Source organism: Klebsiella sp. 2019SCSN059, assembly GCF_021739525.1.
Classification (GTDB): Bacteria; Pseudomonadota; Gammaproteobacteria; order Enterobacterales; family Enterobacteriaceae; genus Klebsiella; species Klebsiella quasipneumoniae.
In genome coordinates, this window is the sequence record NZ_JAKKOM010000028.1 from 1 (window position 1) to 14,096 (window position 14,096).

Sequence of the window (14,096 nt, forward strand, 5' to 3'; positions counted from 1 at the left end):
CTCATGATGAACCCTGTTCCATGGCTCCAGATGACAAACATGATCTCATATCAGGGACTTGTTCGCACCTTCCTTAGTTACTGTTCCCATTCATCCGGAGATACATGATGTCTAACCTGTTTGCACTGCTGGCCGCTATTGTACTTCTTTTCATCGCTGTGTATTCACTGGTGTCATATCTGAAAGACCAACGTAGATCAAAAGGAAGCTTTAAACGCTAAAATCATGACAGTATTAGCTACCGTCACCGTGTATCATTCACAGACGGAGCGGATACTATACATGGAGTGACAGAGAGCATGATTTACGTCATTACGGACAACCAGTTTCTGTTTGCTGGAATTGAGTTAATACTCAGAAAGTATGAGATCACCGTATACCAACTATCAGCGGATGACCTCAGAAGCCATAAGGTCCGTAAGGACCATGTATTTTTCATTGAATGCCCACTACGTGAGGAAAATTTACATTCACTGAGGAAGCTCTATCAATACGGTGCACGTGTCTGCTATCTGATGCGCAGTTCAATAGAATGTGACCGAAAGAATGCCTCACAGTTTATCGATATCACAACCGAAATGAATGTGTTTATCGCTAAAGTACTGAAAACGATCAATAACTCTGCATGTCCACCAGCAGTTAATATTGTCCGGTTGACTAATCAGGAATTCACCGTAGCGCGTCTCGTACTTTGTGGCCATTCCGATGTGGACATAGCGTCTGAATTATTAATCACCAAACGATCATCCCAGGACCATATCAATCGGGTTCTGAAAAAACTGGGGGGTAAATCCGTCGCGGATATCTACCTTCAGCGGAATGTGATTTACGGGAGTGGTACAACACTACAGAAACAGAAGTCACGGTAGTGACGTACATCCGCCTGATGTAACCCCGCCCGCATGCTTCCCGTCGCCAGTGCGTAAACCCGCCCCGATATTCCTTGGGGGGCCATTTGTGAAAGTTACTTTTACTGAATGTGAACCACTCTTTCTTCGATGCTGGTGGATAACCTGTCCCGCCGAACCAGCCACCTGGCTCAACGGGATAGTATTAAGATTATGACCGCACAAGCAGGGATGCATCATCATGGTAGGAATGACGATCAGGCTCAGCACTACCAATTTGCACCCCGGAGTGGTCCGGCGTCAGAATCAAGCCACCCTGTGCTACATGCATATGCAGGAGGATATCACCTCCGGCCACGTTAAGATGCAAAGCAGGGACACCGTGGTTAATCTCCAGCCGTACACCAAAGGATGGCTCACCAGACTCGTCCTCAAGTTCAAGTGATATCTGGTTTGCTATATGGAGGGTAGCGGTGTAAGGCCTTCCGTCTTCCTCATGCAACAGCTCACAGCCTTCCGCAATTCGCCAGTCTGCCATTTTGAGTTTTAACTGCTGTTCGATACCCAGTGCAAGACCGGCATTACTTAACATCCCCTGAATATCTGCTCGCTGTGATTTCACTGTTGCAGGAACAGATACAGCCTCCAGAACATCAGCTTCTTTCCAGCCTTCAATGTGATAGTTTGCCCAGACATTTTGCTCCAGCGAAGGGAGACGGTCATCTGCTTCAATATGCAGACAGGGTGTGCTGTAGACATCTGAAAGATAGGGACTCGATATATCTCCGTCAGTCACCCCGTTAACGATACCACCACAGAAATCAGCTACAACACATCCTATGGCCTTCATGAACTCCTGATGAGCGACACGTGTGTCCAGTTCGCCCAGCAGTTCAGGTTTAACCAGTAGAGCGGTTACAATTTCGGCCAGTTCAGCAGGTAAAATTTGTTTTGTCATCTAGTCACCGGAGTTTCAGTTAAATAGTGTGTTAAGAGGCGGGAGACCAATTCCCGCCTCCGTGGATCACATCACCTTAAGGTACTTTGCCATCACCCGGTACTCATCCGGAGTAACAGGCTCCAGGAGGGCATTTTTGAGAGATGAACAAGAGGAAAATTTAATGCTACCGTCGATATTGGTTTTTCCACCACTTCGATAGTTAAGCAATATTTCATTATAGCGCTGAGATGCATCTACATTAGACGGGCAACATAGAATGAAAGTCACAGGACATTCCAGCTCACCGATAACCTCAGTAAAAGAACAGAAGTAATAGTGCATGCGTTCAGTAAAGGCGGTTTCTTCAGCTTCAAGAAAATCGTAATTCCCCGTCCAGCGAATAAATTCACGGGAAACTACGCAGGCAGCACCGCCATAACCATCAGTACGTCTGAAGTTATCGCATGTATAAGATATCTGAAAAGATAAAAGCTCATCTTTCCCGAAGGCAATTAGAGAAGCCTGGGCAAAAAGCGCTGCATGCTCTGAATTGAAATTACCGCAATCACTGTGGACAAGGAAACCCTCAGAACATATTTCACCATCAAATGACCAATCGCAGTCTTCAATAACTTCAACTGTAGTTTTGTCCGGGTGATTCAGCACACAGTGACGCACAACACGTTCCATTTCAGAAAGACCGTCATGGCTATCACCAGATGTAATGCGTTGAATAAAATCATTGTCAGGCTCAAACAACTCATGCATTGCTTCTAACAGAACTTCACTTTGCGCTGGTGTAGCTTCAATAACAAACGCAGAATTTGAATAATAGTCAGCCATTTAAATCACCTCGATATTAACATTTGCTACAAATCAATTGCCCGGATAGAGAGTCCATCATACTAAATAAAAACTGTGCATCAAGAGTCTATTTTTATTTAAAACAAAAACAAAAAACATTACCGAGGTGTTTTCTGAATGTTTTCGGCATGCCGTGGAATTTATAATATAAACACTCACAAATTACAATAAAAATATATTGGCTCATCATGCCGTAATTTCTTAAAAAGTACACCAGTTAACTTACAAGTTCATTTATCTGACTGAAAAGCAATACTCAATGGCAATGCTGAAACACACAAATTGTATTCCAATAAAGTCATTGAGCTAAGGACATAATCAATTTCGTCAAGTAATTCATGTAATGAATTGCACCAGATATAATCACTACGATATCGGGTAACCCAAAATTTTGACCACCATGTTCTTAGCATCATGTAGATATCGCTTTCACGAAGACACTGACCGTGGATCTCATCGTGCCAGTCCCTGAGCCATTGTTTATGCTCTCCTGGACGGCAGAAAATGAGGCGCTGGCTTGAAACGGTCTTAGCGTTCTGGAACGATATTTCTTTTGATTGCAAATGGCTGGTGGTCTTACGCTGGTCACGCAGTTCCATAATTTTTTCACGGTGATCGCGTCGCTGTGATACCCGGTTCTGTATGCCTGGAAACATCGCAACAGCCACAGACCATGAGAGCGGCAGGGTAAAGACTTCTCCACGCGTATCAATAAGGAGATCGATAGCACGCATGTAATCCATTTTTGTCGACTCACCGCGAACTGACGGGTCATAAGATGCATCGACCTGACGGACATCACTCGATGTAATTTGAGCCTTACCCGTTAATGCTCTGAAAAAGGCTTTTGCATAGGCCAGCTCCCCCAGATTCCTGCCCATTGTTCGACGGTGTTCCACGTAGGCTACAGAAGCCATTGCACAGTGTTGATACACGCCAAGAGGAACAAGTGCTGTACTTTCCATGAAATTAACCCCTCATTTAAAAAATGGACTAGTTGATATGAATATCCTACCAGGTTTTATTTCTTACGTAAGGGGGGTGTTTTTAAATATGAAATCAACAGGAACCAAAAAACCCGGATAAACACTGAATGTATATGAAAGGGTACAAAGAGTGAAAAAAAATCCTTTTGAAAACCTCAGTGTTAAGATGATTTCGTGAATGTTATCTTTGGTTTTAAAGGGGCAGCATGAAATATAAGCCCTAAGGGTTGTAAGTGGCTTCGTAAACTACTATGCGCCAACCACTATCTCACGAATACTATATCTTTTAACATCTTCAGTCTTTTTCGTGTCAAGCGTTGCATTCCACTACATACTTACAATGCCGTTTATAAGGGTCTGGTATGTTATTTCCATGGTTTACTTCAGAGATGCCGGGATATCCCATTTAATGGAAAAGATGAAAGATGGGATAGAGATATGTTATTTTTTAAATCTACCGGCATCATGTTTATATGTGGCATATAAAACTTGGATAGATTACAGAAGCGATACGATTACGCTACCTTAAAATTCAATACCAATGGATATCATCAAGTCCGGCAAATAGAAAAGGGAAGACCAGATAATGCCAAGGCCTTCCCATGCAAACTAACTGATAATGCTCTCAATTAAAGAATAAATATAGACTCTGTCAGCATGGCAACCCGTTAGCGTTACGGGATCAAAAACGATATTGTCAGTATCGACATAACGGAGACGAAGGTAAACATCCTTCCTTAGTTCATTTCTCCTGTTTTCCATATGGACTGGAGAATAATCCCTTGGAGCTATTAGCATTATACATAAGGCAGCGACAATGCCTATTATCATATAAAAGTAAAACGAACTTTCAAATAACTCTACTGCTGTCTTTGACAACTCAAAGTCAGTGAGAATGAGAACTCCATATGCACCATAAGTGAGAATGTTCAATGCGATGAATCCCACAGCCAGGTACATTAACAGTTCATGCATTCTCGATATATCCGGTTCTGCTGTTTTGCCCTGAGGAGGCGCAAAAATAGCCGATCGCCCCGTCTGATTTGTTTCGCTACCAGAGTATCCGCCACCTCCCAGAACTACGCCGGACTGTGATAGTCCACCGCCTAAAAGTGCGCCGGATTTTTGAGTGGTTGTCGTCTCTCGCAGATATAAACCACTAATGGATACTCCATCAGTGGGGCCGTAGCTGACCTCAATAATTTTCATAAAATCATCCGTTTGTTCAGGTGACAACCATCTTAACAACTGCGGTACCCGGCGTTTTTCCATACGGGCAGGAAAATTGCTTTTAACCAGAAATTTTTTAGCTCTTCATATCTGGACATAAAAATGTCGAGCAGGACTGATCACTACTCGCTGGGTAAATGCTATTCTTCGTGAAAACCGGCAAAGGATTCAACTAACCAGGGGTGGTTTGTTGAATGTGGAGCATTCGGCCCTTTGCCGGTTTGACACTTCCCGGCTGTACCCGACAACTCTGAATCTGCAGGATATTAAACTCTGTCCTGACCATCTCGTTGAACACGACTGCGCTGCTCAATTCCTGTTCATAACCATGGTAGTTGCGTGACAGTGTCACATATCGCCGAAAATATGAGTAGTACCGCATCGTGAATGCCACATGCAAAACAGATAGCATGCTAACACTAACTCCGTGCATCTGGTTTTAGATTAATGAAAAAGCATTTCATTAATCTCACCACAATCCGTCCGGAAAGATAACTTCAGATTTTAAGGATTATGGCGATCGGGTATCTATTTGGTTGAGTTTCAGGCATTTTAACACTTCGAATAAATACCATTATTCCATGTGTTAATATTATGTTAATAACCATAAAGGGGGTACCCGGCTTCTAAATCAGTCCAAAAGTTGCTTTTCGAGTGGTTTTCACACAGGTGGCGCTACGTGAAATCTGGAAAAAAACGGAGGGGTGAGTACGTCAGATTTCACGTAGCGCACGCGATGTAAAATATACCTTCTGGATGAGAACGGGCCGGTTTACGGTTCAGAATGGAAGTCACCGGATGAAGGACTGCAGGGCTGAACCCCTTTATACGCCAAAAGTTACTTTTACACTTGGCGGGAAGAAGAACGGTAGGGGGCAATCTCGTCCTTGTTTGCCGTCATGAGCAGCATGGTCATGTTATTTAAGAGTCTTGCGAGAAAGGCAGGCAGGCTTTCCGGTCAGAATGTTTAAAATAAAACATTAACGATATAGTTGATACTGGTCTGGATTATTAAATAATTTTCAAAACAAACACATTGAAACCATGCCCTATAATTTATAATGTGATATATAATTATAAAACTGAATCATGTTTAGAAAAGTAATGGACTCAACAGCACACGACCAGGTGTATTTATCACCCTGTGTAATATACACATGAAAATAGACCAGCAGCATAACGAGGAGGATGGCGGTAAGGCCCTGAAGCTTTTTTAAACCACGTCAGTAGCGAAACGATACGACTAATCCCGAATACCCAATAAATCTTAATGACAGTAAGCATGTTAAGTTTTAGAAAAATAACTTTCTACATTGATAAAGGAACGACTATGAACATCAAAGATATACCACACTCTCAAGACACTGGATTAGATTTTAATTCAAAATTAAGCGACGACCTTACGCTCAGGAGAACCCTGTTATTTGTGACTTACTCAATCATTCCTGTTATTGCTCTCTATTACTTCTCACCGTTTCTGGCTGAAGCCACGATAAATGGTGTCTTATCAGTTGGAATTGAGCTTAAATATGCGATGCTTTTTCATTTTCTGGTAACCTGGGTGATTTTCTGGGGAGCAATAAGTGTACAACGTGATTTATATCAAGGCTTTAGGTTGGTGTATTTCGGCGTTAAATCTTTAATAAACAAAAAGGGCCAATAGGCCCTTTTTACTATAAGCGTATGGCTGAAAAACAACTTCCATTGGTTATACAAACTTTAACAAAAGGTACATTTTTACTATTCTTAACTACGCTTTCGATAAAAGAGAATTCTTCAAACTTTTTTAAACGTCCGTTTCTGAGTTCTTCTTGCACTTTTTCAGTGGGTGAGGTAATCGTTAGGATGTCACCCTCTTTGATTTGATGGTAACTAAAAACCCCGATCGTATCGTTTTGACCGATTCTATAATAGTTCCACTTAACGCCAGTAACTCTCTCCTGGGTCGTTGTTTTTCTGACATCGGAAGGGTCAACTTTCTTTACTGATATTGGATTACCTGATACAAACCCTTCACTATCATTGTAAGTGGTAGCCACTTCATGATCGAGGCCTCTCAACATGAAATGAGATAATGATAAATATGCTATGTAAAGTACTATTGCCAGCCAGATGCTAAAAAAGAAAACTTTAGACACAACTGTTTTTACTGTTGGCATGATGATCTCCTTAACGATGTAAAGCAGGTAATAATCTCAGGATAAGAATAACATGATTAGTTTGTAAAAGTTTAAAATAGGGGCTTAATTAAATTTTATTATCCCAGGTAAAGAAGGGAAGGGTGATATAGCCAGAAATGGATTAAGTGTTCTTTTGCAAACTGTACTGTCTGCAAAAAAAGTAACTTTTCTGAGATCGAGCAAATAGCATGCGTAATCAATCACAATTATTATGTGAAGCAATACAGTTGCCAGGATTGAAAGGCGGCGTAGCTGTGACTAACAAACGAATGAGAGGGGCAATAAATTGCCTTTTATCAGTCAGAACTCAACCATGGTAGTGGAGATGTGAAGCCGGGGAAGGAGTAAAGGGCCGAAGCCCTTATAACCTGGGGCTAACTTCTGGCTTTCGGTGGCAACTGAGGTAAGGGGCCAGCCGGTGCAACCCATGATGCCCAACCGTTCTTTCCATATCGTTCATTATAGTAACTTTCTTTAATCGCCTTACGGGCCAGATATGAAGCTGTATCCATGCCAAATACCTCAATAGGAAACAGTTCATGCCCCCCTGTATCCGTCAGGCAGAAATCAGGAAAGACATCATTATTAGAGGCGTCATATCTTAGTGGCTTGATGAAAGCTCTTCCCTGGTTATGAAGATAATTAAGCATAGTCAGTTCATAGCTGGAATCTGCAGGGATCCAGTTATCATCAACGTTCATCAGGGCGATCTGGAGGGGCTTGAGGTAGTACGTATCTTTACCCTTAAACTTACCAGGTTCGCCTATAGCAATACAGATGACATTGCCACCTGCTCTCCAGTTTGCTATCTCAGAGGGGAATCTCTTCTCCAGTAACGTCCAGTCCTCTGTATTCATCAGCACGACCGGCACGCCAGAAAAATACCTTACCGGAAGCCGCTTTGACACATTCGAATGTTTCTCGTAGTTATATTTAGACAACGCATTGATGCAAATCAGACGCTCCTTGCTTTGCATAACCGCATCTGTCATTTTTATGTTTTTGGTTTCCTGAGGAGTAGAAGGATATGTGCCAACCAGTAAATGTGTGGAGAGTGGATGTGATGCAATTTTAATTTTTTCCGATGAACTGGTAATAAGGTTGAATACCTTTCCTGGATTACGTTTCCCGGTCATTTTGGGATACCAGCGATTCAGACCACTGTCATCCCACAGGAACTGGAGCAAACCTAGCAGCGACATGCTATTTTGCGAAACGCCACCAGGTGTGTTCCTGTTATCTACAGGCACGATCGAGGTAGATTCCGAGTCAGATGAAGCTAATGCAACGTCGAGTCTGATGCCGAAGCCACCATCTTTAAGGTCTTTGACTACGCCATGTGTATAGCATTTTAACCCGGAATTATCTTTATCCAGTGTGAAGAAAATACAATCAGGAGAATGCTGGCTACCTGTATTCGGATACCGTGCCAGAAAATACGTATCGCCACCTGTATGATATTTTACGGCAAGTAACTTTGGACCTTTACCCTTACAGGAACAGCTTACCTTCGAGTCTACAGAAGCGTGCGCACGAGATAAAACTGCATACCAGCTCTTTTTAAATTCCTCTTTGGTCTGGAAGTCTTTTGAATACCTTTTACTGTCCACTCCATAAGATACAATCACATCATTTACAGTAGACATAAGCCCCCCTTTTCCTGAGCTGACATGCTTTTTTATTCGCTTTCGGCAATAATTTTCATATAGATTGACACAATAGCATGTAATTAATAAAGTAACCTATACTTCGAAAGTAACTTTTCAAATTCATTGTGTTTTTTCTGTTCAACTCACAATAAATGATTATCACCCAGAGACAGCAAATGATTAAATTCCGGATGACCAGATTTGCCATTGTCCCTTTGTCCGTATTTATTTTATCGGTGCCGATGCTTTCCTGTGCTCAAACCATTTCAGGGAAAGTTGTGCGGGTAATTGATGGCGATACTGTCCAAGTTTATGACGGCGCTACAAATACCAGAGTGCGGCTCTATGGGATTGATGCCCCGGAGAGTAAGCAGGCCTTCGGTCAGAAGGCAAAGCAAGCCATGACTCAGATGGCAGCAAACAAAGTTGTCGTTATTGAGGACCACGGGCAGGACGTGTATGGGCGTATGCTTGGTACCCTCTATCTGAATAACCAGGATCTTAATGCCGTTATGGTCGCAGAAGGCATGGCATGGGCATATCGTTATCAGGGGCGGCTAACGGTTCCTCAGTATGGGTCTCTTGAGCTAAATGCACGTAACGCAGGTAAAGGGTTATGGTCTGACCCACACGCGGTAGAGCCACGCCAGTGGCGTAAAGCAAATAATTAAGCACTGAGTGACATTTCATCCTTTAAGGCATCGAACCAGCGGCCATTTAAAAAGTAACTTTTATTTTGTCGCTGTCATTCAGAAATTACAGAAAAATCGAGGTTTTTTATGGTCCAGATTCTCAATACAACGGGTTTGAATTATCACGTAGAGCAAACTATAGCGAATGCCGAAGAGCGCATTATCCTGATAAGCCCTTACCTGAAACTAAGCGCCAGAATTAAGGAGCTAATTGAAGATAAAAACCGTATGAAGGTAGATATTCGTATCATCTACGGTAAATCTGAACTCAACCCAAAAGACCATGAATGGCTAGTCAGTTTGCCCTACGTTCGGCTCAGTTTCTGCCAGAATCTGCATGCTAAATTTTATGCTAATGAAAGTCAGAGCCTGATATGCAGCCTGAATCTGTATGATTTTAGTCAAATCAATAACCATGAACTGGGGGTATTAATTGTAAAAGATGAAGACCGGGAAGCATTCAATGCTTCTATTACCGAGGCCCAGCGTTTAATCCGGATCAGCACAGAAAACATTCCATCCCCAACATCATTGCAAACCGCTGACTCTGATTCGAAAAAAAATCAGGAACAGAAAAAAGATTTTTCGAAATCATCCACAAAAAATGACGAAAAAACTTTCGTATCCATTGATAACAAAACAACTGATTCGGATGACAGCGCAGGAAAAGACGATGAAGCTAATGCCGAGCCTGCAAATAAACTAACCACTACAAATTTATCAAAACAGCACAAGATGGGGTTATCCGACATGTATACGAAGCTTATCACTGCGGGATACCTCAAAGATAATGATGGTAAGTATGAATTGACACCGTTAGGGATTTCCATTGGCGGTGAAAGCAAACCTAATCGATACAAGAAAAATGGAGAGATGTATTTCCTGTGGCCTTATGATATCTCTATCTAATCTGGCCTGCGGCTAAAATAGTAGGGTGGTTTTGATAACAAAGCCACTCTTGATTGAATCATTGCTTCAATGCTTCTACCCAGTCATCATTCTCTTAACGATACCCGCCTGAAAGTTACTTTTCTCCAACTACAGCAATATTATGGTCAAAATTCCGCGTTCGCTCTATATGAGTATGTGAATTTAAAACAGGGTATTGACGAAGCGATCTAATATGTCATCCTTTTAAAAAAAAGGAGATAATATGACATCCCACGAACTGAAAGAAACTAATCTTGTAGAAAGCGTTGTGTCAGAGCGGGACATGGCAATGAATCTTTTTATTAATGGATTAACTGCAATATCCGAAGCGGAAAAACTGATGGGCATCTCCCTTATTGATCAGCTCAGAATTGCATATGTTCGCTTTAACCCTGCCCATTTAGATAAACAGATAGAGAGGGCGAGAGTTTTGATTGATAGAGAATCATGGAAGAGACTCATCGACAGAACATCATTAAATATCTACTGGAATGCACCTCAACTAAAATCATTTATTGACGAACTGGTAACAGAACCACCAATTATGACGATTCAGTCAGCAAGAGAGAAAGTGGCTCATACGGTTAACAATCGGGCAGACATACTCTGCGAGGGTCTGGTTTCATGCCTGGGTAATCTGAGCCATGATTTTAAAAAGAACGCCCGTAGCTTTGTTATTAATGAAAATATGGTTATAAAGAACGGGTTCAAGAAGGATGTATACTACCTTGACATGACGGATCGAGACCTGAACAGCCTCAATGATCTTTACAGGATTTCCCGGTACATAGAAGGGCTATCTTACAGCCAGCAGGATGTTATCGTACCTAAGCTTTTTGCTCTTAGAGAGAAGAATGATTATCAGAAAGTTGACTATATCGACACGGATTTAAATATTAAATTTATTGTGTATGGAAACGGAAACATCCATATGCGGTTTATGGATAAAAAGGTCCTGGATGGTCTTAATGATGTGCTTGCATCATACCAGAGAAACAACCTGCCTGACGTGAAGTAAATGCCCCGGCACTGGGTGCCGGGGTTTTAAATACCTTCGACAGAGATAATAAGCTCAACGTCCTGTGAGGCAGGTCCAGGGCCGGTATTGATATGATTGAGCTTAACATGACCTCATACCGTGGCTATTTTATATGACGAAATAATTTCACTGGTCGAAATTTAAACTCGTCCCGGATGTGCTGCCCGTCTTATCGACTACTCCATCTTAAGATGTACAAGCTCATTATCATTGTGGTTTAACAAACCTACATTGAGAAGCTTCAATTTTTGGTTTTGTATACTCCAGGGTCTGATACTGTAGGTTTTCTGAACTTTGGTTTGATTCTTAAGTCTGTAGTATAATTTTACAATCTGTATAGAAATTTCTTATGGTGAAATATGAGCCTTAATGTGAAGAAGCTCTTTGCTATGAAACGGCCTTGCAAAGATTGTCCCTTTCTTAAAAATAATCCTATTCCCTTAGTAGAAGGACGCATCGATGACATAAAATCGACGCTTCTCGCCAATGACAATATTCCTTTTTTTTGCCATAAAACAACATACACTACCGGTGCTTTCAATGACGATGAGACGGGCCAGTATCAACCTTCAGGGCAGGAAACATATTGCATGGGGGCTATGGCATACCTTTACGCAAAACAAAGAGTTAATGTGCCGATGCGGTTAGGTTTAATCCACGGACTGTGTGATATAGATGATATTGAAAAATCAGTTCCATACATAATCGTTGAGTAAACATTCAGACTTCACTGTAATGGTTAAGCCTGGTGATATAGACATCATCCTGAAAAAATGAATCAAAGAACATTGATTATTTTTTTTATGACCTTTACAATTTAAAAATCACCTGTTCATTGGACTCTTTTACTTGAGTCATAAACGGAGTGGCAGATTTTACGAGATGCAATTGTTCGTTTTCTATAAGACAATGAACATACCAACACCAGGGCGTATCCGGGTTACAGAACATACAGACAGCATGAGAGCCAGAATTTTTTAAATCATCTCACGATGATAATAATTTAGCTTGCAACGCCTCCTGCTGACATTTAACTGTAAATTTAATGTTGTTATGTAGCTGCATAACGATGTTCAAGAAGAGGTAACTATGAGCGAGACATTACAAGTTCTTAATAACATCCGTACACTTCGCGCCCAGGCGCGTGAACTGCCTTTAGAGGTTCTCGAAGAACTACTGGAAAAACTCACTACGGTTGTCTCTGAACGCAGTGAAGAAGAAAAAGAGCTCGAAGCCGCTAATCGCGAGCGTTTGGAAAAACTCAGTCACTATCGTGAAATGATGATCGCTGACGGTATTGATCCGAGTGAGTTGATGGAAGCAGCCGTTAACGTTAAAGTGCGCAAGCAACGTGAACCACGTCCTGCTAAATATGCGTACATCGACGATGCTGGTGAGCGTAAAACCTGGACTGGTCAGGGTCGTACACCATCTCCAATTAAAGCTCAACTGGATGCCGGTAAAACTCTTGATGATTTCCTGATTTAAGCGAAAAAGCTGAGTCATTCCGAAACCACCTTAAAAAGGTGGTTTTTTTTCATCCTGAAAAGCCTGGGGTACGTCAGTGGTTCTCTTGTGGTATTCTTGGTCTTTCACCAGTTGCTGAACTACGCCGGAGAATTCTTTGACTGTTCTGCCTACCAAACGGCCAGATACTGAACTGGCGCATTTTTCATGGTGTATCCTGATCGCAGTTGCGCTTGCCCGAAGGGAAGGAAAGATTCAGTCTTCGCTACAAATCCATATGTTTATTATGCAATGGCTATCCACTGCCCAGAAACGCAAATTGTTTCCCAGGTCATTAGCGCAGGATATTCTCTGGTTGCAGGAACAGGGCAAGGTTAAAGGCCCGTCTGCACGCTTATATCAAAAGGTTGAATACCTGTGGCTGGCAAGTTCAGGTGAGTTTACAAAACAGAGTACCTTATTCCGGTTCACCTGCATGATTGACACACTTCGAACAATGGGGTGGCAGGATTATCTGCTGTCGGATACAGACTGGCAGAATGGCTGGACATCCAGCCCCGGAAAGCCTTCTATTTATACGCAGCAATCAACGCTTTCGGATAAATTTACTCAATCAGGAAAGCTCATCCAGCCTCTTAGTTTACGCCTGTCCGGGTTAACTGACGGCATTTTTCCCTTGTTAGAGCAGTGCAAGCTAAGTTACGTGTCTCTACCTTCAACCCAGAAATTTTCCGTTCTGCAGTTAAATGCTGATACTAAAGAATGAGCACGGTATCCCGGGAAGAAAGACGATCTCCTCAAAAAGTGAGATAGAATACAATGTTTGACGTTCAAATTGAGACAGTTATGGATTTGTTTAACGGTTCAAGATATCTAATCATTGCTGGTATTCTTCTAATTTATCTGGTGTTGATATTGCGTTTAGTCAGTCATTATGAAATTTATGCTGTCATGAACCGTAGACAGGCAGCATCCAGAACTGGTGATTATAAAGATGAGTCCCCAGATTTAACTAAACTTTTCATAAACAAGAGTATTGTTTCACTGTGGCTTAACGTTATTACGTTAGTCTTGATGAATGTTCTCATTGTAATGATGTATGTGTCAGCCTGAGTTTGTTGTGTTCATATTGGCATTTCGTATATCAGGCCATACCCATATAAAATCAAAAAAAACCTGTAAAATCAAAGACTTAGTGCACATAATGTACGTTATGTTAAATACGTACTGTATATGTATACAGTATTTTTTTATCGAGCACTAACCTCTCA

At 41.7% G+C, this 14,096-nt stretch carries 15 protein-coding genes and 1 pseudogene; 9 read left to right on the top strand and 7 right to left on the bottom strand.

Annotated features, from left to right (window positions below; genetic code table 11):
• Positions 1-107 precede the first annotated feature (107 nt).
• Both L2I46_RS22285 and L2I46_RS29825 read left to right on the top strand, forming a co-directional pair.
• Positions 108-221 carry a small membrane protein gene (locus L2I46_RS22285; protein WP_048336589.1) on the top strand — a complete coding sequence of 38 codons (114 nt, stop codon included), beginning with the start codon at positions 108-110 and terminating at the stop codon, positions 219-221.
• A gap of 357 nt (positions 222-578) precedes the next feature.
• Positions 579-869, top strand: a complete 291-nt coding sequence (locus L2I46_RS29825; RefSeq protein WP_223226702.1) for a LuxR C-terminal-related transcriptional regulator — start codon at positions 579-581, stop codon at positions 867-869.
• 190 nt (positions 870-1,059) lie between these two features.
• Here the strand turns inward: L2I46_RS29825 and L2I46_RS22290 are convergent, their stop codons facing one another.
• The 4 genes from L2I46_RS22290 to L2I46_RS22305 all read right to left on the bottom strand — a co-directional run bounded on the left by L2I46_RS22290 (position 1,060) and on the right by L2I46_RS22305 (position 4,847).
• Positions 1,060-1,806 (bottom strand): hypothetical protein, encoded by a 747-nt coding sequence (locus L2I46_RS22290; RefSeq protein WP_017901081.1) that lies wholly within the window; start codon positions 1,804-1,806, stop codon positions 1,060-1,062.
• A gap of 66 nt (positions 1,807-1,872) precedes the next feature.
• A complete protein-coding gene (locus L2I46_RS22295) occupies positions 1,873-2,631 on the bottom strand; it encodes a hypothetical protein (protein ID WP_017901080.1) in 759 nt (252 codons plus the stop codon).
• A 251-nt stretch (positions 2,632-2,882) separates the two neighbouring features.
• Positions 2,883-3,617 (bottom strand): plasmid SOS inhibition protein A, encoded by a 735-nt coding sequence (locus L2I46_RS22300; protein WP_024266320.1) that lies wholly within the window; start codon positions 3,615-3,617, stop codon positions 2,883-2,885.
• Between the two features lie 630 nt (positions 3,618-4,247).
• Positions 4,248-4,847 (bottom strand): hypothetical protein, encoded by a 600-nt coding sequence (locus tag L2I46_RS22305; protein ID WP_025999330.1) that lies wholly within the window; start codon positions 4,845-4,847, stop codon positions 4,248-4,250.
• Positions 4,848-6,198: 1,351 nt separating this feature from the next.
• Here L2I46_RS22305 and L2I46_RS22310 point away from each other — a divergent pair.
• Positions 6,199-6,531 (top strand): hypothetical protein, encoded by a 333-nt coding sequence (locus L2I46_RS22310; protein WP_049593900.1) that lies wholly within the window; start codon positions 6,199-6,201, stop codon positions 6,529-6,531.
• A 10-nt stretch (positions 6,532-6,541) separates the two neighbouring features.
• Here L2I46_RS22310 and L2I46_RS22315 read toward each other — a convergent pair whose 3' ends face one another.
• Positions 6,542-7,027: a hypothetical protein gene (locus L2I46_RS22315; protein ID WP_024266313.1), complete on the bottom strand. Its 486-nt coding sequence runs from the start codon at positions 7,025-7,027 to the stop codon at positions 6,542-6,544.
• Between the two features lie 395 nt (positions 7,028-7,422).
• Positions 7,423-8,694, bottom strand: coding sequence for a DUF1173 family protein (locus L2I46_RS22320; RefSeq protein WP_024266312.1), 1,272 nt, complete (start codon positions 8,692-8,694; stop codon positions 7,423-7,425).
• Positions 8,695-8,873: 179 nt separating this feature from the next.
• On the opposite strand from L2I46_RS22320, the gene L2I46_RS22325 reads away from it, so the two are divergent.
• From L2I46_RS22325 to L2I46_RS22335, 3 genes are all read left to right on the top strand, one after another.
• Positions 8,874-9,368, top strand: coding sequence for a thermonuclease family protein (locus L2I46_RS22325; protein WP_017901073.1), 495 nt, complete (start codon positions 8,874-8,876; stop codon positions 9,366-9,368).
• Between the two features lie 108 nt (positions 9,369-9,476).
• Complete coding sequence (locus L2I46_RS22330; RefSeq protein WP_024266310.1) at positions 9,477-10,298, top strand: phospholipase D family protein; 822 nt, start codon at positions 9,477-9,479, stop codon at positions 10,296-10,298.
• A 244-nt stretch (positions 10,299-10,542) separates the two neighbouring features.
• Positions 10,543-11,337, top strand: coding sequence for a DUF4942 domain-containing protein (locus tag L2I46_RS22335; RefSeq protein ID WP_024266308.1), 795 nt, complete (start codon positions 10,543-10,545; stop codon positions 11,335-11,337).
• A 26-nt stretch (positions 11,338-11,363) separates the two neighbouring features.
• Here the strand turns inward: L2I46_RS22335 and L2I46_RS29830 are convergent.
• Positions 11,364-11,450: pseudogene (locus L2I46_RS29830) on the bottom strand (YceI family protein); the annotation flags it as partial.
• 267 nt (positions 11,451-11,717) lie between these two features.
• Here L2I46_RS29830 and L2I46_RS22340 point away from each other — a divergent pair.
• The 3 genes from L2I46_RS22340 (at position 11,718) to L2I46_RS22350 (ending at position 13,591) form a co-directional block, all read left to right on the top strand.
• Positions 11,718-12,074 (top strand): hypothetical protein, encoded by a 357-nt coding sequence (locus L2I46_RS22340; protein ID WP_017901071.1) that lies wholly within the window; start codon positions 11,718-11,720, stop codon positions 12,072-12,074.
• Between the two features lie 373 nt (positions 12,075-12,447).
• Positions 12,448-12,846: an H-NS family histone-like protein gene (locus tag L2I46_RS22345; RefSeq protein ID WP_014839899.1), complete on the top strand. Its 399-nt coding sequence runs from the start codon at positions 12,448-12,450 to the stop codon at positions 12,844-12,846.
• 136 nt (positions 12,847-12,982) lie between these two features.
• The gene (locus L2I46_RS22350) at positions 12,983-13,591 is read left to right on the top strand and encodes a DUF2913 family protein (RefSeq protein WP_024266306.1); all 609 of its coding nucleotides are present in this window, start codon (positions 12,983-12,985) and stop codon (positions 13,589-13,591) included.
• The last annotated feature ends 505 nt before the right edge of the window (positions 13,592-14,096 follow it).